At 38.4% G+C, this 25,461-nt stretch carries 23 protein-coding genes, 1 tRNA gene and 8 pseudogenes; 16 read left to right on the forward strand and 16 right to left on the reverse strand.

Annotation, left to right across the window (positions count from 1 at the left end; all coding sequences use genetic code 11):
- Positions 1–72: 72 nt before the first annotated feature.
- Positions 73–161, forward strand: a pseudogene (locus HHA43_RS13155) (AAA family ATPase); the annotation flags it as partial.
- 22 nt (positions 162–183) lie between these two features.
- Here the strand turns inward: HHA43_RS13155 and HHA43_RS13345 are convergent.
- Positions 184–561: pseudogene (locus tag HHA43_RS13345) on the reverse strand (type I restriction-modification system subunit M N-terminal domain-containing protein); the annotation flags it as partial.
- A 99-nt stretch (positions 562–660) separates the two neighbouring features.
- Positions 661–987 carry a helix-turn-helix domain-containing protein gene (locus tag HHA43_RS07850; RefSeq protein ID WP_168382271.1) on the reverse strand — a complete coding sequence of 109 codons (327 nt, stop codon included), beginning with the start codon at positions 985–987 and terminating at the stop codon, positions 661–663.
- Between the two features lie 286 nt (positions 988–1,273).
- Between HHA43_RS07850 and HHA43_RS07855 the strand changes: the two genes are divergently transcribed.
- Positions 1,274–1,606: a hypothetical protein gene (locus HHA43_RS07855; RefSeq protein WP_168382272.1), complete on the forward strand. Its 333-nt coding sequence runs from the start codon at positions 1,274–1,276 to the stop codon at positions 1,604–1,606.
- 238 nt (positions 1,607–1,844) lie between these two features.
- On the opposite strand, the gene HHA43_RS07860 is transcribed toward HHA43_RS07855, so the two are convergent.
- Together HHA43_RS07860 and HHA43_RS07865 are read right to left on the reverse strand one after the other, a co-directional pair.
- The gene (locus HHA43_RS07860) at positions 1,845–3,668 is read right to left on the reverse strand and encodes an AAA family ATPase (protein WP_168382273.1); all 1,824 of its coding nucleotides are present in this window, start codon (positions 3,666–3,668) and stop codon (positions 1,845–1,847) included.
- A gap of 62 nt (positions 3,669–3,730) precedes the next feature.
- Positions 3,731–3,910 carry a helix-turn-helix domain-containing protein gene (locus tag HHA43_RS07865; protein WP_168382344.1) on the reverse strand — a complete coding sequence of 60 codons (180 nt, stop codon included), beginning with the start codon at positions 3,908–3,910 and terminating at the stop codon, positions 3,731–3,733.
- Positions 3,911–4,014: 104 nt separating this feature from the next.
- On the opposite strand from HHA43_RS07865, the gene HHA43_RS07870 reads away from it, so the two are divergent.
- Complete coding sequence (locus HHA43_RS07870; protein ID WP_168382274.1) at positions 4,015–4,782, forward strand: hypothetical protein; 768 nt, start codon at positions 4,015–4,017, stop codon at positions 4,780–4,782.
- A gap of 41 nt (positions 4,783–4,823) precedes the next feature.
- Here the strand turns inward: HHA43_RS07870 and tnpC are convergent.
- Positions 4,824–5,524 (reverse strand): annotated as a pseudogene (gene tnpC / locus HHA43_RS07875) (IS66 family transposase); the annotation flags it as partial.
- A 69-nt stretch (positions 5,525–5,593) separates the two neighbouring features.
- Here tnpC and HHA43_RS07880 point away from each other — a divergent pair.
- Positions 5,594–6,395, forward strand: a protein-coding gene (locus HHA43_RS07880; RefSeq protein WP_168398813.1) for an IS5 family transposase whose coding sequence is annotated in 2 segments (ribosomal slippage) — positions 5,594–5,857 and positions 5,859–6,395 — 801 coding nt in all. Because the reading frame shifts where the segments join, the coding sequence is not laid out codon by codon here.
- 7 nt (positions 6,396–6,402) lie between these two features.
- On the opposite strand, the pseudogene HHA43_RS13350 reads toward HHA43_RS07880, so the two are convergent.
- Positions 6,403–6,688, reverse strand: a pseudogene (locus HHA43_RS13350) (IS66 family transposase); the annotation flags it as partial.
- Between HHA43_RS13350 and HHA43_RS07890 the strand changes: the two are divergent.
- Positions 6,685–6,790 (forward strand): annotated as a pseudogene (locus HHA43_RS07890) (transposase domain-containing protein); the annotation flags it as partial. The pseudogenes HHA43_RS13350 and HHA43_RS07890 sit on opposite strands and share 4 nt — an antisense overlap.
- Positions 6,791–6,952: 162 nt before the next feature.
- Positions 6,953–7,198: pseudogene (cysN, locus tag HHA43_RS07895) on the forward strand (sulfate adenylyltransferase subunit CysN); the annotation flags it as partial.
- A 49-nt stretch (positions 7,199–7,247) separates the two neighbouring features.
- Here the strand turns inward: cysN and HHA43_RS07900 are convergent.
- The 4 genes and pseudogenes from HHA43_RS07900 to HHA43_RS07915 all read right to left on the reverse strand — a co-directional run bounded on the left by HHA43_RS07900 (position 7,248) and on the right by HHA43_RS07915 (position 9,864).
- Positions 7,248–7,802 carry a macro domain-containing protein gene (locus tag HHA43_RS07900; protein WP_168542296.1) on the reverse strand — a complete coding sequence of 185 codons (555 nt, stop codon included), beginning with the start codon at positions 7,800–7,802 and terminating at the stop codon, positions 7,248–7,250.
- On the reverse strand, positions 7,774–8,913 hold the full coding sequence (locus HHA43_RS07905; RefSeq protein ID WP_168398815.1) for a PD-(D/E)XK nuclease family protein: 1,140 nt from the start codon (positions 8,911–8,913) through the stop codon (positions 7,774–7,776). Before HHA43_RS07905 ends, HHA43_RS07900 begins: the two co-directional genes overlap by 29 nt.
- Before the next feature lie 109 nt (positions 8,914–9,022).
- Positions 9,023–9,352, reverse strand: a pseudogene (locus tag HHA43_RS07910) (thioredoxin family protein).
- Positions 9,353–9,787: 435 nt separating this feature from the next.
- Positions 9,788–9,864 (reverse strand) — tRNA-Ile (locus HHA43_RS07915).
- A gap of 602 nt (positions 9,865–10,466) precedes the next feature.
- Between HHA43_RS07915 and HHA43_RS07920 the strand changes: the two genes are divergently transcribed.
- Both HHA43_RS07920 and HHA43_RS07925 read left to right on the forward strand, forming a co-directional pair.
- Positions 10,467–11,045, forward strand: a complete 579-nt coding sequence (locus HHA43_RS07920; RefSeq protein ID WP_168461926.1) for a 1-acyl-sn-glycerol-3-phosphate acyltransferase — start codon at positions 10,467–10,469, stop codon at positions 11,043–11,045.
- Between the two features lie 98 nt (positions 11,046–11,143).
- Positions 11,144–11,893 carry a YebC/PmpR family DNA-binding transcriptional regulator gene (locus tag HHA43_RS07925; protein ID WP_168418613.1) on the forward strand — a complete coding sequence of 250 codons (750 nt, stop codon included), beginning with the start codon at positions 11,144–11,146 and terminating at the stop codon, positions 11,891–11,893.
- A gap of 77 nt (positions 11,894–11,970) precedes the next feature.
- Here HHA43_RS07925 and HHA43_RS07930 read toward each other — a convergent pair whose 3' ends face one another.
- Together HHA43_RS07930 and HHA43_RS07935 are read right to left on the reverse strand one after the other, a co-directional pair.
- Positions 11,971–12,441 carry an Lrp/AsnC family transcriptional regulator gene (locus HHA43_RS07930; RefSeq protein ID WP_168418614.1) on the reverse strand — a complete coding sequence of 157 codons (471 nt, stop codon included), beginning with the start codon at positions 12,439–12,441 and terminating at the stop codon, positions 11,971–11,973.
- Positions 12,442–12,507: 66 nt separating this feature from the next.
- A pseudogene (locus HHA43_RS07935) lies at positions 12,508–13,170 on the reverse strand (IS1595 family transposase).
- A gap of 73 nt (positions 13,171–13,243) precedes the next feature.
- Here HHA43_RS07935 and HHA43_RS07940 point away from each other — a divergent pair.
- Positions 13,244–13,486, forward strand: coding sequence for a hypothetical protein (locus HHA43_RS07940; RefSeq protein WP_168418615.1), 243 nt, complete (start codon positions 13,244–13,246; stop codon positions 13,484–13,486).
- Between the two features lie 61 nt (positions 13,487–13,547).
- On the opposite strand, the gene HHA43_RS07945 is transcribed toward HHA43_RS07940, so the two are convergent.
- Positions 13,548–14,312: a glutathione S-transferase family protein gene (locus HHA43_RS07945; protein ID WP_168418616.1), complete on the reverse strand. Its 765-nt coding sequence runs from the start codon at positions 14,310–14,312 to the stop codon at positions 13,548–13,550.
- Positions 14,313–14,582: 270 nt separating this feature from the next.
- Between HHA43_RS07945 and ychF the strand changes: the two genes are divergently transcribed.
- The gene (ychF, locus tag HHA43_RS07950) at positions 14,583–15,674 is read left to right on the forward strand and encodes a redox-regulated ATPase YchF (RefSeq protein WP_168418617.1); all 1,092 of its coding nucleotides are present in this window, start codon (positions 14,583–14,585) and stop codon (positions 15,672–15,674) included.
- 109 nt (positions 15,675–15,783) lie between these two features.
- Here ychF and HHA43_RS07955 read toward each other — a convergent pair whose 3' ends face one another.
- Entirely contained in the window at positions 15,784–16,275 is a 492-nt protein-coding gene (locus HHA43_RS07955) for a hypothetical protein (RefSeq protein WP_168526478.1), read from the reverse strand.
- 119 nt (positions 16,276–16,394) lie between these two features.
- On the opposite strand from HHA43_RS07955, the gene HHA43_RS07960 reads away from it, so the two are divergent.
- From HHA43_RS07960 to dapC, 5 genes are all read left to right on the forward strand, one after another.
- Positions 16,395–17,132: an AzlC family ABC transporter permease gene (locus HHA43_RS07960; RefSeq protein WP_171525593.1), complete on the forward strand. Its 738-nt coding sequence runs from the start codon at positions 16,395–16,397 to the stop codon at positions 17,130–17,132.
- Complete coding sequence (gene ygaH / locus HHA43_RS07965; protein WP_168418620.1) at positions 17,129–17,476, forward strand: L-valine transporter subunit YgaH; 348 nt, start codon at positions 17,129–17,131, stop codon at positions 17,474–17,476. Before HHA43_RS07960 ends, ygaH begins: the two co-directional genes overlap by 4 nt.
- A gap of 181 nt (positions 17,477–17,657) precedes the next feature.
- Positions 17,658–18,875 (forward strand): formate-dependent phosphoribosylglycinamide formyltransferase, encoded by a 1,218-nt coding sequence (gene purT, locus HHA43_RS07970; protein ID WP_168418621.1) that lies wholly within the window; start codon positions 17,658–17,660, stop codon positions 18,873–18,875.
- Between the two features lie 27 nt (positions 18,876–18,902).
- Entirely contained in the window at positions 18,903–21,569 is a 2,667-nt protein-coding gene (gene glnD / locus HHA43_RS07975; RefSeq protein WP_168418622.1) for a [protein-PII] uridylyltransferase, read from the forward strand.
- A gap of 20 nt (positions 21,570–21,589) precedes the next feature.
- On the forward strand, positions 21,590–22,759 hold the full coding sequence (dapC, locus tag HHA43_RS07980; RefSeq protein ID WP_168542298.1) for a succinyldiaminopimelate transaminase: 1,170 nt from the start codon (positions 21,590–21,592) through the stop codon (positions 22,757–22,759).
- Between the two features lie 378 nt (positions 22,760–23,137).
- Here the strand turns inward: dapC and HHA43_RS07985 are convergent, their stop codons facing one another.
- Positions 23,138–23,617 (reverse strand): glutathione peroxidase, encoded by a 480-nt coding sequence (locus tag HHA43_RS07985; RefSeq protein WP_168542300.1) that lies wholly within the window; start codon positions 23,615–23,617, stop codon positions 23,138–23,140.
- Positions 23,614–24,033 (reverse strand): peptide-methionine (R)-S-oxide reductase MsrB, encoded by a 420-nt coding sequence (gene msrB / locus HHA43_RS07990; RefSeq protein ID WP_168542332.1) that lies wholly within the window; start codon positions 24,031–24,033, stop codon positions 23,614–23,616. Before msrB ends, HHA43_RS07985 begins: the two co-directional genes overlap by 4 nt.
- A 153-nt stretch (positions 24,034–24,186) precedes the next feature.
- Here msrB and HHA43_RS07995 point away from each other — a divergent pair, with 153 nt between their 5' ends.
- Entirely contained in the window at positions 24,187–25,422 is a 1,236-nt protein-coding gene (locus tag HHA43_RS07995; protein WP_168419418.1) for a pyridoxal phosphate-dependent aminotransferase, read from the forward strand.
- Positions 25,423–25,461 lie beyond the last annotated feature (39 nt).

Here is a 25,461-nt window from a genome sequence, read left to right on the forward strand (position 1 = left end):
TTCTTGCTCATGGTAAACTCCTAATGAGTATGTATAGTTTACCAAGTTAAACCCTCCTGTTTTTTAAGCACACATCACTGTCATGTAGTACACATATCGGGTGAGAGCTATCGTTTGAAGGATAAAAAAGAATAGTGATTCAGCCACAGGTTGAAACTTAATACGAGGTCAAAGGGGGCAATTTTAGAATGCCGTTAACAAAGCTTGATAATCATTTTTAGGCAAGACATCTTTAAAATCTTCTTGCCCTTGATGATCTTCAATTGCCTGCATGGCTTCTTTAATTTTGGTTGCTAAATCTTCACTTTCAGGAAGTTCTAATAAGTAGTTATAATGGGCATTATCCGGCAAATAGAAGCCACAATGTTAAATGGCAATTTCAGACAGAGGCTTTTCACGGCGTGTGCCTTTAAGTTCATTAAATTCTTTTAGAATCGCTTCTTCAGCTGCAACATATTTGTTATCAGCAAACTTTAAAAAAATTAGACCAAGTACAGGCGTGGAGTACTCATTCGGTTTTAAGTCTGTATTTGCACGTAGACTATCGGCAGCTGACCAAAGTTGATCTTCTAACTATTTTAACTCATTGAGGTTCATAATTTTTCCAAATCAATTTATATATCCGATCTGCTCATTTTCTTTGAGCATTTATTTTTCCAGTTATGCCTTTTGCAAAGACAAGATGAACTTCTGAATCATCTCTCTTTCAGACTCTGGTAACTCTTGAATAGATTTAGCAATTGGGTCGGTGCCTAGATCTGAAGAGCGCTCTGTACGCCCCAATAGATAATCAGCAGACACATTCAAAACAACTACAAGCTTGTAAAAATTTTCTAAAGACGGCTTACGAGAGCCTGCTTCAATATGTGAAATAGATGTTGAAGGTATACCTGTTTTGTCAGAGATATCCTGCTGCGTCATTTTTCTTTGTGTTCTTATTTCTTTAAGCCGTGCACAAAACAGCTCAGTATCCATCTCAATCAACATAAAACACCATAATTCGACAATAACAACTTGACTATATCGACAAGTTTTAATATATATACATGACAGCATTTTATTGTCTATTTAGACAAAAAGACATCATCAAAAGAAATTAAAAGAGGAAATTTAATATGAAGAATAGTGTATGTGCATGAGTGTCTTATCTCGACAATAAAACACTCATGCTTTTCATCTCAAATCACTGAAATGAAAGATGTAAAATTTCGACGTTTTACCTTTGCATTCTTTCATAACAGGCCATTGAAGTAAATTTATCTTGGAGTCTATTATGAGCAATTCACCAAGCCACATCCCTATTAATATTCATCCAGCAATTCGAAGTTTAAATGTACGTCGAATTTCTAAAATGGTTGCGACAAAAATTATTGAAGGAACTGCGTTACAACTATGCATAAATCCTTCTTTTTGTAATCAGCTTTCTGTAGCACAGCATCTGAATACTTACGAAGCTGTTGCATACTTCACAGATAACCAATATTTTGAAAAATATGGATTTAACAGATTCACTCTCGTTAGCTTTTATGAAATCTATGAAGAGCTTTGGAATGAATTTAAATATAAAGTGAACTATCAAGGCTCTATCAATGAACAACTTGAGTAACTTAAAAGTAACTGCATGATTTTAATAAAAATCGAGTTGCTCATCATATTGCTCAAACTCCTTACTTTTGAGCAATATGGTGATCAAGACAATCATATGAATCATATATAAATCAAGTTACTCAGCATATTATTCAAGTATATTGATTATGAACAACCTGAAATGATTATATTTCATGTATTTAACCCCATGTAGTTCAAGTTGAGCATGTTACTCAATATATAAAATTGAGTTAGAATTATTTAGGTTGCTCTGATGTATTTATCGAATTCAATGCCCAATACCATCCTGATTTACCATCAGGTTTGAATGCTAAAATAGCAGGGGTTTGACGTTTTGCACGACGAATTGATGCATCACTAAAGCCAGCTTTCCTCGACTCAGCATAAACTTGTTTAGAAGCCATTTTTTCAACTTTGCTGAGCAATTCAATAAGAAAATCTTTCGCAGCATTAACTACAGAATTATTTTCACCCCTATCTAACTCTGATGCATTTAAAAACTCTTTTGCGGAACCTTCAATCGTACCAACCCACTCGACTTTTGTCGTTTCGATAACATCTGAAATATTTACAGTTTGAAGATGAAATTGAATTCCACTATCAAGACTAGAAATATTACTTTTTGCACGTGCTAGAATACAATCACCTTCTGTCTCTCGTCGAAAAATACACAAAGCCATCCTCGCTAGCGCACTGAACGCCTGACTGCCTAGAATTCGGTCTGCAGGATTATTATTTATGCTAACTTTTGCAAAGTGGGTAATACCTAAAATTGCAAAATTATATTGATTAGCTAGATTAACTAATGGCTGTAAGGATCTTCTTACATCATTTGCTTTATTCATATCTCCTTGTACAACCGAAACAATTGGATCAATAATTAACAACTTAACATCTGGATTATGCTTTATATATTGCTCAATTTTCGGAAAATCTTTCACAGGATCAAATGGCTCTGGTTTACCCTGCTTATTATTTTTTCCTTCAATAATAGATACTTTGCTAATATCCGCACCATTTGCAATTAGCCGAGGTTTTAGAGTGTCTGCTGGATCATCCTCTGTTGAATAAATTAGCACCTTCCCTGGATTTTCACACTGTGAACCATCCGGGAAAAGTCCACCATTTGTGATAATTGAAGTTAATGCAAGCGACAAATTTGTTTTACCACATCCCCCCGTACCAGCAAGAATTGTCATCTTTCCTAATGGTAACCACCCATACCATAGCCATCGAATTGGTGTTTCCTGAATATCCTCCATATTTACAATTTTAACAGATTCTGTTACAGGTACATCAATTTGAGGATTTTCCTCCACAAAGCCATAGCGATTAGAAAAATCAACATATAGCTGCTGCAGATAGGTCTGTAGGCCAATCTTATTTTCTATTTTTAAAACCTCATCAGAATTTAACAAGCTCAAAGCATTAATGTTATTGTGTAATATATCAACCAAAATAGGGCTGTTATTTGTAGTGTTTAAATAAAATTCAACACAATCATCTAAATTACTCGCGCATGCTACACGTTCTCCACACTGAGCAATTTTTAAAGCAACATCAATTCGATTCGTACAGTAATTTACTTTTGCATTTCCTGAATTTTTATTGAATACAATAATGCCGTTTGTTCCCACAATGTAGCTGCTAAATTGCGTTGATTTAAATAATCCTTTTTGCCTGCCAAAAGCAAGAACACCACAAAGTTGCCCATTCTTACTATATAAATCAACAGCCAAAAACCCTTCAAAATCAAAATTTGGATTTTTATCATCTAGATATGAGTCTTCTTTAAATTCATAAAACAAATGACAAGCTGAAATATTGTATTTTACGAGAACAGGATTCGTATCTGATGCTGTCTTGAAAAGTTCATCTTTGGAGTCATGAACCATAAGATAATTTAAATTTCCTGTACCGCTTGGCATTACATCCATGCATGAAGTTTTTTCGCCCTTATTCCTCATTACAAACGTAGGATGAGTATAGGCAGTATCGAATTTGCTCGACATATTAATAAACCTAACAATTAAGATAAAACCCTCCTCAAGCTGCTTCATATAAAGAACCAGCTTTAGCTTTAGTAAAAATACAAAAAGTAAGGAGGGAGTTAAGAATTTAGCTACTTTATTTCACCTGCAAATCGCAGTATTTCATTAAGATTCCAACGCAATAGCCGACCATGCCGCCTCGGAACAATAGGACCATTTTCATAGATCGCCCATTTTCTGAGAGTTTGTTGTCTCACACCAAGTAGCTGTGCTGCTTCAGCAGTTGTAATTAATAGACTTTCTTGCTTCATCATGAAGCGTCCTGTGTAATTGACTTAAGTATTTTTTAGTTGATTTTGCATTTAATATGAATTTTCAAGTAAATTAGCAATAACTGAACAATTGACTTTTATTTATGAATAGTGCAGGTCGACCAAAAAAATCAGCCGTGAATCTCCTACAAACAATTTTTTGGTATGAATATGTTAACTTAAATATTTGTGCGTCAAATTTAGAGCGTGGAGAGCGGTTAACTGAAGAAGCTCAACATATATTTAAAACGCATGCTAATAAAATCGCTGATTTCTTCGAGCAAAATGAATCCGGAATTTGGTACAAATATCGTGATGGGATTAAAACACCATCAAAATCGACATTAGAATATATAGATCTAAAAGTTCCGAATGCTTCTGTCTATTTTTATCATCCACTCTGGAAATTTTTAGATACGATTCCATCTTCGAGAGACCTAGAAAAACTCTATGCTAATTTGGAGCTAGAAACCCGAAAGGCAATTGAAAAAGGTCTGGTTTTGAATCCTCAATACCAGCATCCTAACTACGATCTAGATGAAATGGAATTTACAAAATATGCGAATATTTTAGATTTCTATGCTTACATTTTATATTGCTACTACAAAGCTAAGTTCATTCTCGATTTAAAGCTAATGCAAAACACGATAGACTTTTTTAAAAAGAATATACCTATCTTGTTTCAACTTCAGGGTGAGCTAAGTATTTTCTTTTTTGATCTCTATACAAAACATTTAATCATGCCTAAACACTCAACCTCTATATTATGGGAACAACATTCATTTGTTCTTACTGAAGAAATCAATGCTATCCGTCAAGAAAAAAGATATCGCCAACTAAATCAACTGATTCAAAATTTTGTTTTGTGCTAAGTATATGTTGGCAAGCGTCCGCTGAGCCCCATCGCCATTTTTTAATTTGAGTTGGATTTCCAGCGGTGCGGCAGTAATTCTTCAATCTGGGTCACTTTATGTGTCGGCAACCTTTTCAGCACATCACTTAAATAGGCATAACGGATCCAACCCATTCAGTTTTGCTGACTGAATCAGGGTCATGACATTCGCAGCTCGCTGACCACTGCGTAGCGAGCCAGCAAACAGCCAGTTCTTTCGTCCCAAGGCCCAGGGACGCCTCTGATTTTCAATCCCTTGCGAAGCAATGCTTCTCATGTCAATGGGTAGATTGCCATCATCCAGATAGCGGCTTAAGGCTGACCAGCGCTTCTGACTGTAATTGATGGCCTTTGCGATTGGAAAACTTGACGGCACCGTCAGATAATGTTGGTTGAGCCATTCATACAGTTGTTGCATGACCGCTTAACTATGTTGTTACCGGTATTCGCAGCGTTGTTCGGCTGTACCATCCGTCTTTTTCCTGAGTTCTGCTTCTATAGCATACAGTTTCTGAATCATCAGTAATGCCTGGTCAGCGATCTGATTTTTCCCGGTTACATGCAGTTCATGGAATTTACGACGTGCATGCGCCATGCAGCCCACCTCAATGACCTGGCCTGATTTAAAGCGTGCTTTATAACCACTGTAATCATCACCACAGACCAGATGGCCCTGCCAGCCATTCAGGAATGGCTTCAGCATGCTGACCTGAACGGCTATCTTAGAGCCTATCCAGTATAATTTTCCCTCTTTTTTGGTGATTTAAAAAAGATTTTGATAAAATATTTTCATGAGAAAACCTTACCCTAGCGACATTAGTCGAGAAGCCTTTAAAGAAATTGAACCACTTTTATTGAGTGGAAGAAAACAAACCCGTCCAAGAGTTGTTGATGTCTATGAGGTCTTTTGTGCACTTCTTTACATCTTAAAAAGTGGCTGTCAGTGGAATATGCTTCCTAGGGAATTTCCACCTAAAAGTACTGTGCATTATTATTTTTCAATTTGGAATAAAAAGCCTTCAGAATCAGAACCTAGCATACTTGAGCAAGCTTTAAAAAAATGTGGTTGGCGAGGCCCGTATCAGCAATGGACGGAAAGAACAAACGAGCTTTATCATCATTGATTCACAAAGTGTAAAGAATACCGATACGGCACGTGATAAAGGCTACGATGCAGGTAAAAAGGTTTCAGGCCTTAAAAGGCATATTTTAGTAGATTCACAAGGCTTACCGCATGGAATGTTTGTGACCACAGCAAATTGTACAGATCGCCAAGGGGCACTTGATGTCATCAGTCAGCATAAAGAAACTTTAAAACAAGTAGAGGTTGTCCTTGTAGATGGTGGCTATACAGGAGATGCTTTTTCTTCAGCGGTTCAAGATTTAATTGGAGCACGAGTAGAAGTTGCTAAACGCAGTGAATTACATCAATTTGCAGTCATCCCACAACGCTGGGTTGTGGAAAGATCATTTGCTTGGCTAGAAAAATGTAGACGACTCTGGAAAAACTGTGAAAGATATTTGAATACAAGCCTTCAATTCATCAATCTTGCTTTTTTAGCTCTTATTTTGAATAGAAAATATTCTGGATAGGCTCTTAAAAGTCATAGATCACCACCTGAACTGGATTGTACTGTGTGGTGGCATAGGCCCAGACATAACCTTTCTTCGGTTTTTTCTCATCCTCACCCATCCGCATGATGGTGACCGGCGTTTCATCGGCATGAATCACCCGCTGTTAAAGTACCACCTGTTTTAAGGCATTGGCCAGAGGTTCCAGTTCAACAACGCAGCGACCAATCTGAGCACTGCTTCGCAAGGGATAACGTTAATCTGGAAAGATCAATGCCCGCCCGCTGATAGATCAGGCGCTGACGGTACAGCGGCCAATATCATGACTTTAATCCAGTCAGCAAAGCTGAATGGGCTGGATCCGTTATGCCTATTTAAGTGATGTGCTGAAAATGCTGCTGTTTTTGAGTAATTAAGTTAAATACTAGGTAACAAACAATCATACTTAGTAATAGAATTACATTTAGACTAGCCTTGCCTACAGTATGATACTTTAATAAATATAATATAAATTTGGCACCAATAAAAACAAATACCTATACACAATAAAGGATGAAACTTTATTCCTTCCATATACGCGTGTGGCACGTTTAGGTCAAAAACCTGCTGCGGTAACAGTATCTGCTGAAGCTTTGCAAAATGCTCAGGCACTTGAAAGCTTGCTGATCCAGCAAGGGATTGTAGCGATTGCGAAAGCGGGTCTGACTGCGGAGCAAGTTGCACTGGTTCGCGAAACTGGTGTAGTGGTGATTACCGATGCTACTGAAGGCACAGATACAACTTTAACTGTAGAATACAGAACTCAGTCCTTAAAAGCTGCTTAATCAAACCGTCCAACTTATTGGGGTCAGATCAGAAAGGCGGGTTTTTGTTTTAAACAATATTAATTTGGATTTTTGGATCGTCCAAGTTGGACAGAATAGACGCATAAATATTGTAATTTTCTTGATCGTAACAAATGAAATACACATGTTGAATATATTCAAAACTAGGTAGGCTTGACAGTACAGTGCCAATTGCAATTTCTGCAGCTTCCTGTTTTGGATAGTTATATACACCAGTTGAGATATTTGGAAATGATAAGCTTTTTGCTTGAACTTCATTGGCTTTGACTAAACTGTTTAGATAAGCATTACAAAGTTCTTCGGCTTCCTTTTTTGAGCCGCCCAACCAGCGAGGCCCAACTGTGTGAATGATGAATTGAGCAGGTAAATTTCCAGCAGTAGTAACTACAGCCTGACCATTAGGAAGAGAGCCACCAATCTCATTGTGAATCCTGCGACATTCCTGTTGCATCTCTACACCAGCTTTTTTATGAATGATGTAATCTACACCACCCCCACCTAGTAAAGACTTATTGGCCGAGTTAACAATGGCATCCACATTTAAAGTGGTAATCTCAGTTTGTAGTAGAGTGACTTTCTTCATTATATTTCACAGGGTAAAATTTAAGAATTAATTGGTTAATAGCTGTAATCAGGTTAGAGACCTCTGAGATATCTAAAGCGGCAATTGAGTACGTATATCTCATATAAGGAATACCCCCATATACACTTTCTTTTTCTTGATTTTTAAAGTTTAAAAATTGATTGTGAAAAGCCTGTAAGAATTCGTCATCGTTTACTGATTTAGCTTCTATACATAAATGTACTTCACAAGGTAAATCCTTTTTTGAGGTATTAATAACAAGTGTAGGGCAAATCCAACGCGAATCAGCTAATGACGCATTACAAAACCAATATTCTGATTCGCCATTGTAGTAAGTGAGCCGGTAATTTCGAATGGAAAATTTTTCTTGCAATTCAGTTTGTAGATTTCTAATTATGTGATCATTAATTTGTGAAAATACTTGTTGAGAAATTTGAAATAATTTATGAATTTCAGAAGCATTATCTTTAATGAAGTTGAAATTGTCCATATTTAACGGCTTTAAATAGTAATTAGTGAGATGGTTGAGGAATTCTTTGGCAAATGTAAACCATTTATTTTGAATATCGATTTTGTAAGATGGTATGAAGTTATTTACAGCATGAACCAAATTTTCATAGTTAATGCCATTCCAGGAGTCTTCTTGGAACTCACTTATTCCACCGATGGATAACACAAAGTACAGTGGTTTTAATGAGGTATTGAGAACGCGTCTTTTTGCATAGTTGATATATGATTCAATAGGATTATTTTGAATGTGATAAATCTTGCATTCAAAAATAAGTAAATTTTTTGTAGTTTCAATAATTAAATCAATACGTTTTCCATCTAATGTACATACTTCAGTTTCAACTGATATGAACTCACCAAAAGTTGCTGGGTCTTTATTAACTTTCTTTGCAATGCAATCAATTAATCCATTAAAAAATAAAGTATTTAAATTGTGGACTTCTAAAGGATTTAAGAAAAATGAAAGGAGTTCAGTCGTTGGATTTTCATAATATTTACGACTAGCTGTGTCAAAAAAATTCTTTTCCCGCATATCTAACTTATAAGTTCTTGCCTTATTTAGCAGCACTTGCAATGCATCAAGTGGGTATTGGTCTAACATATCCTCAAAGTTCCATTACATAATTATTTGAAAGATAATCTTTTATTATCATGATAAATTCAAGACTGAAACAATTTTTAAAGCTAATCTACCAGCCCCTAATTTTATATTAGTCCATTGAATCAATAATACTTTTTAATTTATTCAAACTTTTCACCCCTGCAATCCGTTGAATGATTTGTTCCTTTTTAAAAATAAGCGTAGAAGGTAAACCATAAACATTATAGCGCAGGGTGAGAATTGGAGATTGATCCACATTAATCTTGCCAAATTTAACATCAGGTCTTATTTGAGCATAGTATGCTTCCAGCTCAGTAAAGACCGGAAAATTTTGGACACAAGGCTTACACTAATCTGCATAAAAACGAATCACGGCAAAACCTTCAAACCACTCAAAATCGCTGTAATTGTTTTCGTTATATTCGATCACTGGGTTCATGGTCGGCCTATTATCAATTTCCTGAATAGTCACCCGCGGCTTTGTTACACAAAGATTTCCTAACTATATGATTTCATAGGATTTGATTATTTCTCAATCAGGATTTTAAGTTAAGAAAATCAATCGCTTATATATTTATGCAACAAAGCCTAAATATAATATAAATTTGGCACCAATAAAAACAAATACTTACGAACAATAAAGAATAAAAATTTATTACTTTCATATAGTTGCCGACGCATAAAGCGACTCAAATAGAAGAATTACTGCCACACCGCTGGAAACCGAACTCGAATTAAAAAATAGGCATGGGGTTCAGCGGACGCTTACATATGTTGAGCTTAACTGTTGATTTAAATTGCTTACCATGTGCTTACTAATACTAAAAAACAAAAAAACCACTTACGATTAGTGCACGTAAGTGGTTGTTTTATATGGTGGGCCCAGACAGACTTGAACTGTCGACCAACGGATTATGAGTCCGCTGCTCTAACCGACTGAGCTATAGGCCCTAGATTGCTAAATTAGTTGTTTTTCAACAAGTTTAAGCGCAAAGAATACTAGCGAAGAATTTTCTAAAATACAAGCACTTTCAAAAATAGCTGTATAGATAGTCAGCAAATAGCGAAATGGAGAAGTGAATTCAATATATTCAACTAAATATTACACCTTCACTTTACTAAACATCGCGCGGTGTAACTTCAAGCGCTTTTCTTTGCGCAATTCTAAAAACAACTCAAACATTGACCAAAGCAAAACTAAAAGCAACACAATCAATGCAACAAGAAAAGTCGTAAAATAAGTCACTTTATTATCCTTCCATGGTCTATAGACAAGTGAAATGGTGAATAAAATCATCATTTATTACGACCAAAGTCTAATGCCTTATAAATTAATTGAATAGTGCATTTTTGCTCAATTTAAGACTTAATTTGGCTCAGTTCATATCTTTTTAATATTAAAATTAAAACACTTAGAGTAAAAACCAATAAAAGTTAAAGGCTATAAATATTCACATGGTCTGATATCAGGATATTTCACACAATATTCCTGTTGACTCTTATAGGAAACAAGCAGAAATTATGCATTTCCAAATTCATCTGCTGTTACATCTATGTTGAAAAAATTTTTAGGCGAATCTGCATTCAAACTTGCAGGCTGGCAATATCAGGTTGAACCCAACGTCCTCGAAAACAAACAGGTGATTGTTGGTTTTGAACACACCTCTATGATGGATGCTGTGCTCTCCCTCGCACTTTTTCAAATCTATGACATCAAAATTCATACTTTAATAAAAAAAGAACTATTTAAAGGGCCACTTAAACCCATTTTAGAAAAAATAGGTGGTATTCCAGTTGACCGTAAATCTAGTAAAGATATCGTGTCGCAAATGGTGGAATTGTTCGAGCAAAATGAGCATTTCAATCTGGTCATTGCCCCCGAAGCGACTCGCGCCAAAACAGGCGAAACACGTAAACCGATCCGTACAGGTTTCTGGCATATCGCCAAAGCGGCTCAAGTGCCTATTGTTTTAATGTATGCCAATTCACAAACCAAACAAGGCGGGATTTTTGGTAAAATCTATCCGACAGAACTAGATCACGATATGGCGCTCATCCAACGTCTTTACAAAGAACATGTCGGCTTGGATATTGTCATTCCTGAGCCTAAAAACGCTCAAACAAACGCTTAAAAAACCTAAAGCCCTACTCTTTATCTAAAAAAAGGGCTTATGGTAGAATGAGCGCAATTTTGATAGGCATACTGCCAATCTGTAAGGAGCAATTTCGCATGGCGGGTCATTCCAAGTGGGCCAACATTAAGCATCGTAAAGCCAAACAAGATGCGAGTCGTGGTAAGTTGTTTACCAAATTTATTCGTGAATTAACAACAGCAGCAAAGCTTGGCGGCGCTGATGCTGCAAGCAACCCTCGTCTACGTGCAGTCGTAGAAAAAGCGCTGTCTGTAAACATGACACGTGACGTAATTAACCGTGCTATTCAACGTGGTGCTGGTGGTGAAGATAACGATGACTTAAAAGAGGTCACTTATGAAGGCTATGGCGTTGGTGGTGTTGCGGTTATCGTTGAAACCATGACTGATAACTTGAACCGTACTGTGCCAGATGTACGTCACTGTTTTTCTAAAACTGATGGTAACTTAGGAACCAATGGTTCAGTGGCCTTCTTGTTCACAAAACGTGGCGAAATTTCATTTGAAGATGCATCTTTAGAAGACCAAGTCATGGAAGTGGCTTTAGAAGCTGGTGCAGAAGATATTGAAGTGTCTGAAGATGGTATTTTGGTTATTACCACCCCTGAAGCGTTTGGTGAAGTTCAAGATGCATTAACTGCGGCAGGTTTAAAGTCAGATAATGCAGAAGTGGTGATGAGTCCATCAACCAAAGCAGATATTACCGATATCGACCAAGCGAAAAAAATCATGAAAATGATAGATATGCTTGAAGATTTGGATGACGTTCAAAACGTATATACCAACGTAGAATTCTCTGATGAAGTTTTGGCTCAATTAGATGCTTAAGTATTAATAATATTGAACCACTGCATAAAAAAACGCACATATATGTGCGTTTTTTATGCCTAAGTTTTTATGTGAAATCAAACTTTATTTAATAAGCCATGACAGTTTAAAACATCATATTCTTTAATCACAAAACTAGAATGTAAGCCTGCGACATGCTCAATTTTACCAATTTTTTTTAATAAAATTTCACTGTAATTTTCCATATCTCGCGCCACCACTTCTACAATAAAATCTGCAGTCTGCCCTGTCACTAAAAATGCACGAATCACTTCAGGAATACTTTCCAATTCATCTAAAAATTTAGCAAAAATGTCAGTATCGTGCTTGCTTAAAGACACCTGCAACAGTACGTGTAAACTAAAGCCTAATTTCTGATAATTAATTTCACGCTTTAAACCTGAAATAATGTTTTGGTCAATCAGACTTTTAATACGACGATGTACCGAACTGACCGACATATTCACACGCTCAGAAAGTTCATTGAGGTTCACATCTTCATTGCTTAAAATTTCTAAAATATGCTTATCGAAACGATCTAGTTCCATTTTCTCAGGTACTCAAGCTTATAAGATAAATATTTAGGCTCTAGACTAGCAGATTTGCACTTAGTTTTACCTAATGAGGTCCCACAACTCTGTTGCTAGCTCATTAGGCTCCCTCATCCAACGCCATTCTGTTTCTTTAAGATGATAATCAAAATACTCTTTTGATATACCGTTGAACTTTGCTAGCCTTCTTTTACAAAAGCTCCAGAATGATTCTATTCCATTTATACGACATTGTCCTCTGGCAAATTCATTCGCTCCATGATTTACTCTAAAATGCTTTGAGTAACCAACATCTACCAAACCATTGTATCCACGCCAACCATCACTATAAATTACACTTTCAAGTGCGACTTTACCTAAGATAACTTGTTATAATGTAGTCTTTTTACAATCAGGGACTATTTCTGTATAAACTCGACCATTCCTTTCAAATATTCCAAATACAGGTTGTTTTAAAGTACCTCGACCTCGCTTCAATTTCCCATGAAAACCACGTTGTCTTTTTGCTCCAAAATAGCTCTCATCAACTTCAATAGAACCTACAAACTTTGCTCTTAAATCTGTTTGATGATCGTAGATTGCTTCTCTAAAAAGCATGTACCAATAGTTGATGGTATTACGGTTCAAGTTAAGCAATAAGGCTGTTTTAGAAGCAGGAATATCAATGCAAAAGCACTGAATAATTTTTTTAATCTTATAGTGACTTAATTTACTGTTTTCTATCATGATTCTAGACTAACATATCTATTCTGCTAGTCTAGAGCCTAATCTAAATAGCAATCCTACAGATGGTTTCAGTTTGGATAGTTTGACTGATGGCTTTGATCAATTAATTTCTGGTGCTGACTTAAATCTTGGTGATTTGCTGCAAGGTGCATCATCAAATACCAGCTCAGACATCAATCTTGATCAATTAATCCCAACCCTAGGCGATGCACTGGGTGGCTTGACTGGCGGCACGACAGATACTCAATTTGATTTGGCGACACTGCCAAACTTGGTACAAAATTTCGATCTCAACAATGCAAGTTCACTGTTCTAAATTCTACTCAACAAGACACAAAAAAAATACGCGCTCAATGCGCGTATTTTTTTGCTAAGTTTTATATTCCACGCCAATCGACACGTGCATTACGCTCAGTATTATAAATACGGCATACATACTGCCCTAATGGCAAATCCAACAGATAATCTTGATAGGCTTTAAACTCAGCTGAAATCATTTCACCATGCTCTTTTTCCCACGGCGTTCCAGCAATTTCTAAAATAGGGGCAAGCATTGAACACACCGAAATATCTGCCAAGCCCAAACGCTCTCCCACAAAATAACGTCCGTGATTATCAATCAAATGCTGATTTAAAATGACAATCAATTCATCCATACGTTGTTTAGATTCTGCTACTTTATCTTGATCGAGCTGATAACCCTTAGACACCAAAGCTTTAATAATTGGCTTAGAGTATTTAGAAAACTGACGCAAATAGCCTTTTTCACCAATTAGGATTTCCAAAGGTTCTTCACTTTCAGATAAGGCATGAGCCAAGCCCCAACGGCGTACATGCTGACCTAATTCATCTGCCAAAGTATTAATTGCCAGTGCATGTTTATATTGTTCGGCATCACTGCGTAATAAAGTATGTTCTGGATAAACATCATCAAGATAGAGAGCAATTTGCGTAGAATCTGCAATCCAGCGCTCTTGATCACGTAATATTGGTAATTTATTTTGTCCTGTTTTTAATTGTGCAAAGGCCCGATGCACACCAGGAATTAAGTTCTGCGCATCATAATCTAATTCTTTATGATCCAATAACCAGCGAGCTTTCTCACAGAAATGAGATAAAGGAAACTGGTACAAGATGCGCATAAAATCTCCATTTTTAAGCTATAAATATTCAAAACAGTACACTTGCGGTGTTTGTCATACTTTAGTCATAGCCTCTTCTAAATACAATGTACTTTTTATTCAAAATTCGGGCAAAGCAGTCAGCTAAATCAGATCAATTTTCATCCTGCACTTCAACATCAACATTTCAAATGATCACTTCATAAGAAACATCATGCTGATAACCTGACTTTATCTGCCCTTTCATGTAAAATCATGCCTAATTTTTATATAACACGTTGTGAGTTATTCATGGGTTTTAATTGCGGTATTGTGGGCCTGCCAAACGTTGGTAAATCTACACTTTTTAATGCGCTCACCAAAGCTGCGATTGCAGCGGAAAACTTCCCGTTCTGTACCATTGAACCAAACACAGGTATTGTTCCTGTGCCAGATTCACGTTTAGACAAATTGGCAGAAATTGTAAAACCACAACGTGTCTTACCAACGACTATGGAATTTGTGGATATTGCAGGTCTAGTTGCAGGTGCATCGAAAGGTGAAGGTTTAGGTAACCAATTCCTTGCGAATATTCGTGAAACCGACGCCATTGCACACGTAGTCCGTTGCTTTGAAGATGAAAACGTGATTCACGTAAATGGTAAAATTGACCCATTAGATGATATTGCCACCATCAATACCGAATTGGCTTTAGCGGACTTGGAAACTGTTAGCAAAGCGGTTACTCGTTTAGCAAAATCTGCCAAAGGTGGTGACAAAGAAGCAGTTGCAACCAAAGCCGTTTTAGAAAAAATTCAGCCTTTATTGGATGATGGCAAGCCAGCACGTGCTGCTAATTTAGATGATGATGAACGTAAATTAGTACGTGGCTTTGGTTTACTGACCTTAAAACCAACTATGTATATTGCCAACGTGGCAGAAGATGGTTTTGAAAATAATCCGCACTTAGAAGCAGTGAAAAAACTTGCTGCAGAAGAAAATGCGATTGTTGTGCCATTATGCAACCAAATTGAAGCCGAAATTTCACTACTTGAAGATGAAGACCGTGCAGAATTTTTAGAAGCTTTAGGCATGGAAGAACCTGGTCTGAACGTCGTTATTCGTGCTGGTTATGCGCTGTTAGGCTTACAGACTTACTTCACTGCAGGCGTTCAAGAAGTACGTGCATGGACTGTTAAAGTTGGTGCAACTGCTCCACAAGCTGCTGGCGTGATTCATACTGACTTTGAAAAAGGCTTTATTCGTGCTGAATGTATTGCTTACGAAGATTTTGTTCAGTACAACGGTGAAGCTGGCGCGAAAGAAGCAGGTAAATGGCGTTTAGAAGGTAAAACTTACATCGTACAAGATGGTGATGTTTTACACTTCCGCTTTAATGTCTAATATTGAATTTTTGAATGGCTTTCATTCTATAAGCCAGTCATAGATACAATTAAAAAAACCTCGATCACTTGATCGAGGTTTTTTATTGAACAATTCTTTGGAAAATTAATTAAGACTGCACCACATTACCCTTCTGTTTCGGGTCAGTATTTCCTAACTCAGGGTGAGCTAAGGCATCTGCACATTGCTTTTTATCACGTTCATAGTCAGCTTGTTTCTGGGCAAGACTACTTGAACTGTCTATGGTTGCACGCGCCCAAATTTCTAAACTGGTCAATGCCTTGCGACACAGTGCATATTTCCCTTCGGTCACTGAGTCTGTCATTTTGACATTAATGCGCCAGTCTGTACTGAGTTTACGGGCAGGTTTACGCACCTTGTCTTCAATCAAATTACGCTGCTTACGGTAAACATAAGGTTCAACCTCGTTCATTAACTCCCATGCTTTCTGTGCATACACAGTTGCATCATTGGTAAGTTTTGGCGCAGGTTTAATTTCTACAGTTTTTTGCGGGTCGTTGTCATTGCTACACGCTTGCAATAACACACTACTGCATAGAATTGAGGCCAGCAGCATTACAGGTGTTTTCAATTTCAACATATCGGTTCGCCCATACAAACAATTCGGCATTATGCTAGTGAATTCAAGTATAATACACAATCTTGATTTGACCCATCGTTCAACTTTCTCCCTCAAGGTGTGTCGTGTCCGTACACAATATTCAAACTGCTTCTACAGCCAGTTTTTGGCAAGGTGCCAAAGATAGTCAAGCGATTATTTTCACCTATCTGCCTGTTTCTTTTGCCTTTGGCGTTTCAGCCACACAATTCGGTTTTACCGCATGGGAAGCCTTATTTTTATCTTGCTCTATGTATGCAGGCGCAAGTCAGTTTTTGGTGGTGGCATTACTTGGCAGCGGCACCTCTATTTGGATGACTGCACTAACAGTGATTGCCTTAGACATTCGGCATTTACTCTATGGCCCCGCACTACAAAACCTGATTCAAGATCGGCTGAATCTTAAAAAAACTGCAATTTGGTCATGGGGATTGACCGATGAAGTCTTTGCTTCAGGCATGATTAAACTGTCACAACGGCGTCAGGAATGGTCTGAATCATGGATGTTAGGTCTCAGTCTATTTAGCTGGCTGTCTTGGGCGTTAGGTTCATTCTTAGGTGGCTTATTTGCTGACCAAGTCACGAAAATGCCACAGTTTTTACAAGCGGCGCTCGACTTTTTATTGCCTGCTTTATTCCTAAGCTTTTTACTGGCTGCTTTTGAAAAGAAACATACTTTTGTGGTGGGTATCACCATTGTCGTATCTGCCATTGCTTGTTATTTCATTGATTTGTCTGCTGCAATTTTTATTGGCATATCTTCCGGCATATTGGCAGGCTTATTTAAACACTATGTGTTGAAACAACCCGACCCTGAACATACAGGAGTAAAATCGTGAGTTTAGAAATAATCTTGGTTGGCATTTTAGTGGGGATTGCCAACTTCGCATCGCGCTTTGGGCCATTTTTTGTGATTCAAAAATTTCAGCAAGGCTCACAAAAACGTGGCGCTTTATGGCTCAAAATTGCCTTAGGCAGCATCGGGATTGCCGCAATTAGTTCCATGCTCGTGGTCGCAACACTGCCGCCTTTGCTGGAAACACCAAATAAAAGTTTTGCCATGCTGGTCGGTTTCTTGGTACTCACAGGCTTATATTTTAAATTTAAGAAAATTGTTCCTGCCACCTTAACCGCAGCCCTGACCTACGGGCTGATTTACACCTATATACCTTTTAGTTTCTAGAACAGCTTAAATTAAACAACTTTGAAAACCGAAATCATCCCTTTCAAATGCAGTGTCATCACCGCTAAGCCACTGAATGCCATAAAATTGCATGACAAAATCATGATTTTATTGCAAACAGGGCTTAACTCATAGAACAGTTCTGCTATGCTAAAAGCCCACTTTAGCAAGGACGATTCACATGAGCGTGACCATTGGTACTCCCCTTCAATCTTCTGCTTTTAAAGTTTTGCTATTGGGTTCGGGGGAACTCGGTAAAGAGGTGGTGATTTCACTACAACGTTTAGGCGTAGAAGTACATGCCGCCGATCGCTACGACCATGCGCCAGCCATGCAAGTCGCACATTATGCCTATACTTTGAATATGGCAGATGCCACAGAATTAAAACAACTGATTGAAAAAATCCAGCCGAATTTAATTGTGCCTGAAATTGAAGCGATTGCGACACAGGTCTTGGTTGAAATTGAAGAACAAAACATCGCCACAGTCATTCCTTCTGCCAAAGCCGTCAATTTGACCATGAACCGTGAGGGAATTCGTCGTTTAGCTGCAGAAGAATTAGGTTTGCCAACCTCGGCTTACCGCTTCGCCAATTCTTTGGAATCTTTCCGTGCCGCCTGTGATGATATTGGCTATCCAAACTTTGTTAAACCTGTAATGTCATCTTCAGGTAAAGGTCAGTCAAGAGTAACTTGTTTTGATGAAGTAGATGCCGCTTGGGAATATGCTCAAACAGGTGGACGCGTCAATCAAGGCACTGTGATTGTTGAATCACAAATTGATTTCGATTTTGAAATTACCCTATTAACTGTACGTGCCAAAAACCCAGAAACTGGTGCTATCGAAACTTCATATTGTGACCCAATTGGCCACCGTCAAGATTCAGGCGACTATGTAGAAAGCTGGCAACCACAGCAAATGACTGAAGCCGCCCTAACTGAAGCCAAACGCATTGCCCATAAAGTGACAACTGCTTTAGGCGGCTGCGGAATTTTTGGTGTAGAGCTGTTTGTGAAGGGCGATAAAGTCTGGTTCAGTGAAGTATCGCCACGTCCGCACGACACAGGTTTAGTGACGTTGGCCTCACAATTTCAGAGTGAATTTGAATTACATGCACGTGCCATTTTAGGTTTGCCTGTCAACACTGCACGTCATAGTGTGGCAGCCAGTGCCGTGATTTATGCAGGTGTCGATGCCAATAATCTTTCATTTTCTGGCCTAAATCTTGCATTAGCTCATCCCGATACAGATTTACGTTTATTTGGGAAGCCTGAAGGTTTTGAGCGCCGACGTATGGGAGTTGCGACAGCACGTGCAGAAACCACGGCGCAAGCGCGCGAATTGGCTCAACACACTGCAAACAGTGTTAGCGTTCATTTAAACGAAAATCAGAATTAAGCTCGTCATTGCATAACGGAATTGTCCATGATCAATACATTACCCTTGCTGAACTATGTGAAAAGCAACCATGACATTCAAGCGATTAACCAATGGCGTACAGATGTCGAAAATCAGCTACAACAATGTTTTGAAAATGGACAATCCATCCGTGAAGTGATTTTGGCACGTTCCAATCTGATAGACGAAGCCCTGACATTTTTGTGGCAACACGCTGAATTGGATCAAACTGATTTAAGTCTATTTGCTGTGGGTGGCTATGGGCGCAAAGAAATGCTGCCTTATTCCGATGTAGACATTATGATTTTGTCGGAAGATGCCATTAGCCCAGAACAAGAGCAACTGATCTCGACCTTTATTTCATCATTGTGGGATGTCGGTAATTTCAAACCTGCAACCAGCGTACGTACCATTCAAGACTGTGTGATTCAGGCTACTAGCGATTTAACAGTCGCTACTGCCCTGATCGAAGCTCGTTTAATTACTGGTAACACCCAACTGGCAAAATGGCCACGTCGTATTGTTTCGCAAACTTGGACAGATAAAACCTTTTTTGATGCCAAAATGCAGGAACAAAGCAAGCGTTATGCACAGCACAATGACACGGAAAGCAATCTAGAACCTGATATTAAAAATGCCCCAGGCGGCATCCGTGACATTAACCAAATTGGTTGGATTGCTAAACGACATTTTCGGGTCAATCGTATTTATGACTTGGTGCATTTAGGTTTTATTTCTGAGTTTGAATTAGGTGTACTTGAAGAAGCTGAAAGCTTTTTATGGGAAATTCGCCACCATTTGCACCGCCTGACCAAGCGTGATGAAAATCGTTTATTGTTTGATTATCAACGTGATATCGCTGCCACTTTTGGCTATGTCCGTGAAGAAGGCAAACCACCAAACTACCCAATTGAACAATTCATGAAGCGTTATTATCGCTCTGCACAGCAGGTTTCTGCCCTGAATGAAATGTTGTTGGCCTATTTTAATGAATCTGTAATTACCCCACGCCTGCCAAACTACGAACGCCAAATTGAAGAAATTAATGAAAATTTTAAATTGGTGGATGGCAAGCTTGCAGTTCAGCACCATAAAATTTTCTCAGAAAAACCAAGTGCGATTTTAGAAATTTTCTATTTACTGGCCAATCGCCCAGAAATTAAAGGGATTCGTGCACGTACTTTACGCTTACTTGCATTGGCCGCAAAGCGTATTGATCAAAGTTTCCGAGATGACCCTGCACATCAAGCCCTTTTTATGGCCATTTTGCGCTCACCACATCGTTTATATAAAACATTAGTGACAATGAAGCGCTTGGGTGTATTAGGCAATTACATTTCTGCATTCGGGCAAATTACAGGTCTCATGCAATATGACCTGTTCCATATTTATACGGTAGATGCTCACACCTTACTGTTGGTGCGTAATTTGAGCCGCTTCAAAGAGCCTGAGTTTGCCAAAGCCTTTCCTGTGGTTAGCTCTGTGTTCCAACGTCTAGTACGTCGTGACATTATTTATTTAGCTGCAATTTTCCACGATATTGCCAAAGGCCGTCGTGGAGATCATAGCGAGCTTGGTGCTGTCGATGCCATCGAATTTTGTCGCAAACACGGGTTTACCGAACGTGAATGCAACTTGGTCGCATGGCTAGTCAAAAATCATTTATTAATGTCTGTCACGGCACAGAAAAAAGATATTTCAGACCCTGACGTAGTCAAAGAATTTGCCGAAAAAATGGGGGATATGGAGCATTTAGATTATCTGTACACTTTAACTGTTGCCGATATTAATGCCACCAACCCTACCCTTTGGAACACTTGGCGCGCATCCTTAATGCGTCAATTGTACACACAGGCAAGGGATGTGATTCGTTCAGGTTTAGGCCGTCCAGTCGATTATCAAATGTTGATTGAAGACACAAAATTTGCAGCCAGTGAAATTTTGGTAAATGATTTTTCACTCAGCGATGTTGAAAAAGTCTGGCAAGAACTGGGCGATGAATACTTCCTGAAAGAATCTGCCGATGAAATTGCATGGCACACCCGCGCAATTTTGGAGCATGGCGATAATCATGCACCATTAGTGCTCATGCGTGCGCACCGAAAATCAGCACAAGATGCAGTACAGATTTTTATTTATACCCAAGATCAACCCAACCTATTTGCCACTACTGTGGCCATTTTAGACCGAATGAATTTGGATGTTCAGGATGCACGGATTATTACCGCGACTAAATCCTTTAGTTTAGATACTTATGTTGTATTAGACCGATTTGGCACACTCCTGACCGATCCTGAGCGTGAAAAAATGGTTATTGATGCACTGATCGATGCACTAAGTCAGTCGGATAAATACCCAGGTTTGATGCAACGTCGTATCCCACGTCAATTACGCCATTTTGATATTGAAAATACTGTTGAAATTACTTTCAATACAGCCCTCAATCAAAACATGGTGGAAATTGCCACACTTGACCACCCGGGGCTTCTCGCCAAAATTGGTGGTCTGTTTATGATGCAGGGCTTAGATATTCACTCTGCCAAAATTGCCACACTTGGTGAGCGTGCAGAAGACATTTTCTTTGTCACCAAAAAAGATGGGCAACCCATGACCCATGCTGAAGCGGATACCTTTGCCTTGCAGCTGAAATCTGCTTTGGATGAAGCCTCTAATCAGGTCTGTGGTCAACACTAACTTCAATTAACGGAACATTCATGAACTCGAGTTTATCTCTCTTGCACCCTTACCCTTTTGAAAAGTTAAACCAACTCTTTCAAGATGTACAACCTGCAAATCTACCGTTAATTCCACTGTCTATTGGTGAACCTAAGCATCCTGCACCTGAATTTGTCAAACAGGCCATTATTGATAATTTTCAGCACTTATCGACCTACCCGAACAGTAAAGGTCTACCTGAATTACGCCAAAGTATTGCCAATTGGCTCACCCAGCGTTTTCATTTAAACCAAGTGAATCCTGAAACTCAAGTTTTGCCTGTTTCAGGTACACGCGAAGCAATTTTTTCATTTGTTCAGGCAGTGATTCAACGTGAAGATGCACCTTATGTGGTCATGCCAAATCCGTTTTATCAAATTTATGAAGGTGCTACTTTACTGGCTGGTGCCAAGCCATATTTCATCAATTGTACCGAAGCCAATGGTTATTTAGGTGATTTTGATGCTGTGCCTGCTGAAGTCTGGGAAAAAACAGCGTTGTTATTTGTGTGTACACCGGGCAATCCAACAGGTGCAGTACTGTCTAAAGCACAATTTAAAAAACTGATTGCATTGTCAGATCAATATAGTTTTGTAATTGCATCCGATGAATGTTATTCAGAGTTATGGTTTGACCAAGCGCCAACTGGTTTACTAGAAGTCTGTGCTGAACTTGGACGCGATGATTACAAAAACTGTATCGTACTTCATTCATTGTCTAAGCGTTCTAATTTACCAGGTATGCGTTCAGGATTTGTTGCAGGTGATGCATCCTTATTAAAACCGTATTTGCAATACCGCACCTATCATGGTGCTGCGATGCCTGTGCAACATCAACTAGCGTCTATTGCTGCATGGGACGATGAGCAACACGTCGAAGATAATCGCATACAATATCGTACCAAATTTGAACTATTCCAAACTGAATTGGGGCATTTGCTTCCATTGAAAAAACCCGATGCAGGTTTTTATTATTGGCTTCAGGTAGAAGATGATGAAAAATTTGCAAAAATGCTCATGGAAAAAGCACACATTAAGGTACTGCCTGGACGTTACTTGTCACGTGATACCGCACAAGGCAATCCAGGGGAAAATCATGTACGCTTGGCATTAGTCGCAGATCTAGCGCAATGCGAACAAGTGATTCAACGTCTGAAAGCGGTTTTATAAAACATACGCTGCACGGCTTTGTTGCATAAATATGTAAGCATCTGATTTAAATGTATTTAATTTTGGATCAAAAAATAATCAAAACTTTTAAAATCAAATAGTTATGAAATCTTTGTGCAACAAAGCCCCTTTAAATTAAATGTTAAGCTTGCAGAAGAAGTAAAAGCAACACAATTGGCTGGTATTTATAAAGACACTTATACGATTGATGTAAAATATTAATCCGTAGTGCAAAAGAAATGCTTAGGCATTTCTTTGTTTTTAATATTTTCATAATAAATAATTTAAATATGAATTTTACAACAACTTAATCTTATTAATATTCAAAAAAGACCTCGAAAGGTCTTTCTATCTAATACATATTTTTAATATTATTAATTAGCCCAAAGCTTTTTCAATTTCCGCCTGCAAATCTTCAGGTTTAGTTGTCGGAGCAAAACGGTTTAAGACTTTGCCATCTTTGCCAATTAAAAACTTGGTAAAGTTCCATTTAATTCCATTGCCTAAAATCCCCTTACTGTTATTGGTTAAATAACGGAAAATTGCATGTGCTTCTGGGCCTTTCACATCAATTTTACTAAACATGGGAAAACTGACCCCATAGTTTTTTTGACAAAAACTCCCTATTTGCTCATTGGAGCCAGAGTCTTGCCCGCCAAATTGATTGCATGGAAAACCTAATACCTCAAGACCACGGTCTTTATATTGTTGATACAATTTTTCCAAACCCGCAAATTGTGGGGTAAAACCACATTTGCTGGCTGTATTCACAATCAATAGCACCTTGCCTTCATAATCACTAAAAGCTTTATTTTCTCCGTCTAATAATTCAGCTTCAAACTGATAAATGCTAGTCATGGATAATTTCCCTCATCATTTTTTTCTTGTGTTTTAAGTTCTAATGAAGCCGAGTTGACGCAATAACGCAATCCTGTCGGTTGTGGCCCATCGTCAAAAACATGCCCTAAATGTGCGTCACAATGATGACAAACAATCTCTGTACGCTGCATACCATGTGAACTGTCATGGTGCTCTTCAACTACTCCAGGCTGAATTGGACGATAGAAACTAGGCCAACCACTGCCACTGTCATATTTTGTTTCAGATGAGAACAACGCTGTGCCACAACAACGGCAGCTATACACACCCTGTTGTTTAGTATTCCAATATTTCCCCGTGAACGCAGGCTCTGTCCCTTTTTGTCGTGTAATCCGAAACTCCTCTGGTGATAACTCTCTTTGCCATTCTCGGTCTGTTTTATTGAGTTTTCCCATCACTAACTCCTTTAAATCTTTGACATTCAGTGTCATGCTTCAGTACTTCCATATTTACGCTAGAGCTTGCAAAATATCTAGCTAAATTTCAGCATAGATTGTGATATTTCAGTAATCTATATTTTGTTAATCTTAAAATCATTGGATGGAACTATGTCCGTACTTGGTAACACGACTCCACGCGAAATAAAAAAATCATCAAAACTCGAGCATGTATGCTACGACATTCGCGGACCTGTGTTACGAGCGGCCAATGAAATGGAAGAGGCCGGTCATAAAATTATTAAACTGAATATTGGCAACCCCGCCCCATTCGGTTTTGAAGCTCCACAGGAAATTATTAATGATGTTGCATTGAACTTACCCAATGCAATTGGCTATACCGACTCTAAAGGGATTTTTCCTGCACGTAAGGCCATTTGTCAGTACTATCAGCAAAAAGGCATTTTTGATATGCACGTGAATGACGTGTATATCGGCAATGGTGTGTCTGAACTGATTGTTATGGCGATGCAAGGTTTATTGGATGATGGCGATGAAATGCTGGTGCCAATGCCTGACTATCCATTATGGACAGCTGCGGTGAATTTGTCGGGTGGTACTGCTATTCACTATAAATGTGATGAAGAAAACCACTGGTACCCAGACATTGCCGACATGGAAAGCAAAATCACGCCAAATACACGTGGTATTGTCATCATTAACCCGAACAACCCAACAGGTGCGGTTTATCCGCGTCATGTTTTAGAACAAATTGTTGCACTGGCTAAAAAATATGACCTGATTTTATTTGCCGATGAAATTTACGACAAAATCATTTATGACGGTATTGAGCACGTTGCTGTAGCTGCACTGGCAGGTGATCAGCTCTGTATTTCATTCAACGGTTTGTCTAAATCATATCGTATTGCAGGCTTCCGATCAGGCTGGATGGCCATTACAGGCAATAAATCACGTGCCGCAGACTACATTGAAGGCTTGGACATGCTTGCTTCCATGCGTCTGTGTGCCAACCACCAGGCACAATATGCGATACAAACAGCATTGGGTGGTTATCAATCTATCAATGACTTGATCCGTCCAGGTGGTCGTTTATATGAACAGCGCAACATTGCTTGGGAAATGCTAAATGAAATTCCAGGCGTGTCATGTGTGAAACCTGAAGGTGCGATGTACTGCTTCCCAAGATTAGATCCAAACGTCTATCCGATTGAAGATGACGAAAAATTAATGTTGGATTTACTAAAAGCCGAAAAAGTACTGTTAGTGCAAGGTACAGGTTTTAACTGGCCTACACCAGACCATTTCCGTGTTGTGTTCTTACCTGCAGAAAATGAATTACGTGAAGCAATGACGCGTTTAGGCCGTTTCTTAGCAAAAATTCGCTAAGTCGCTTAAATAATTGTTTAAAAAATGCCGTGTTGATCA

The sequence above is a fragment of the Acinetobacter sp. A2 genome, from assembly GCF_012371325.1.
Classification (GTDB): Bacteria; Pseudomonadota; Gammaproteobacteria; order Pseudomonadales; family Moraxellaceae; genus Acinetobacter.

Coding starts and splice junctions, on each gene's coding strand:
- HHA43_RS07945 (WP_168418616.1), bottom strand. CDS start 14,312: ATGCGCATCTTGTACCAGTTTCCTTTATCTCATTTCTGTGAGAAAGCT.
- HHA43_RS07925 (WP_168418613.1), top strand. CDS start 11,144: ATGGCGGGTCATTCCAAGTGGGCCAACATTAAGCATCGTAAAGCCAAA.
- HHA43_RS07900 (WP_168542296.1), bottom strand. CDS start 7,802: ATGAAGAAAGTCACTCTACTACAAACTGAGATTACCACTTTAAATGTG.
- ychF (WP_168418617.1), top strand. CDS start 14,583: ATGGGTTTTAATTGCGGTATTGTGGGCCTGCCAAACGTTGGTAAATCT.
- HHA43_RS07905 (WP_168398815.1), bottom strand. CDS start 8,913: ATGTTAGACCAATACCCACTTGATGCATTGCAAGTGCTGCTAAATAAG.
- HHA43_RS07955 (WP_168526478.1), bottom strand. CDS start 16,275: ATGTTGAAATTGAAAACACCTGTAATGCTGCTGGCCTCAATTCTATGC.
- glnD (WP_168418622.1), top strand. CDS start 18,903: ATGATCAATACATTACCCTTGCTGAACTATGTGAAAAGCAACCATGAC.
- HHA43_RS07930 (WP_168418614.1), bottom strand. CDS start 12,441: ATGGAACTAGATCGTTTCGATAAGCATATTTTAGAAATTTTAAGCAAT.
- HHA43_RS07870 (WP_168382274.1), top strand. CDS start 4,015: ATGAATAGTGCAGGTCGACCAAAAAAATCAGCCGTGAATCTCCTACAA.
- purT (WP_168418621.1), top strand. CDS start 17,658: ATGAGCGTGACCATTGGTACTCCCCTTCAATCTTCTGCTTTTAAAGTT.
- HHA43_RS07850 (WP_168382271.1), bottom strand. CDS start 987: ATGTTGATTGAGATGGATACTGAGCTGTTTTGTGCACGGCTTAAAGAA.
- HHA43_RS07855 (WP_168382272.1), top strand. CDS start 1,274: ATGAGCAATTCACCAAGCCACATCCCTATTAATATTCATCCAGCAATT.
- HHA43_RS07985 (WP_168542300.1), bottom strand. CDS start 23,617: ATGACTAGCATTTATCAGTTTGAAGCTGAATTATTAGACGGAGAAAAT.
- HHA43_RS07995 (WP_168419418.1), top strand. CDS start 24,187: ATGTCCGTACTTGGTAACACGACTCCACGCGAAATAAAAAAATCATCA.
- msrB (WP_168542332.1), bottom strand. CDS start 24,033: ATGGGAAAACTCAATAAAACAGACCGAGAATGGCAAAGAGAGTTATCA.
- HHA43_RS07865 (WP_168382344.1), bottom strand. CDS start 3,910: ATGAAGCAAGAAAGTCTATTAATTACAACTGCTGAAGCAGCACAGCTA.
- dapC (WP_168542298.1), top strand. CDS start 21,590: ATGAACTCGAGTTTATCTCTCTTGCACCCTTACCCTTTTGAAAAGTTA.
- HHA43_RS07920 (WP_168461926.1), top strand. CDS start 10,467: ATGTTGAAAAAATTTTTAGGCGAATCTGCATTCAAACTTGCAGGCTGG.
- HHA43_RS07860 (WP_168382273.1), bottom strand. CDS start 3,668: ATGAAGCAGCTTGAGGAGGGTTTTATCTTAATTGTTAGGTTTATTAAT.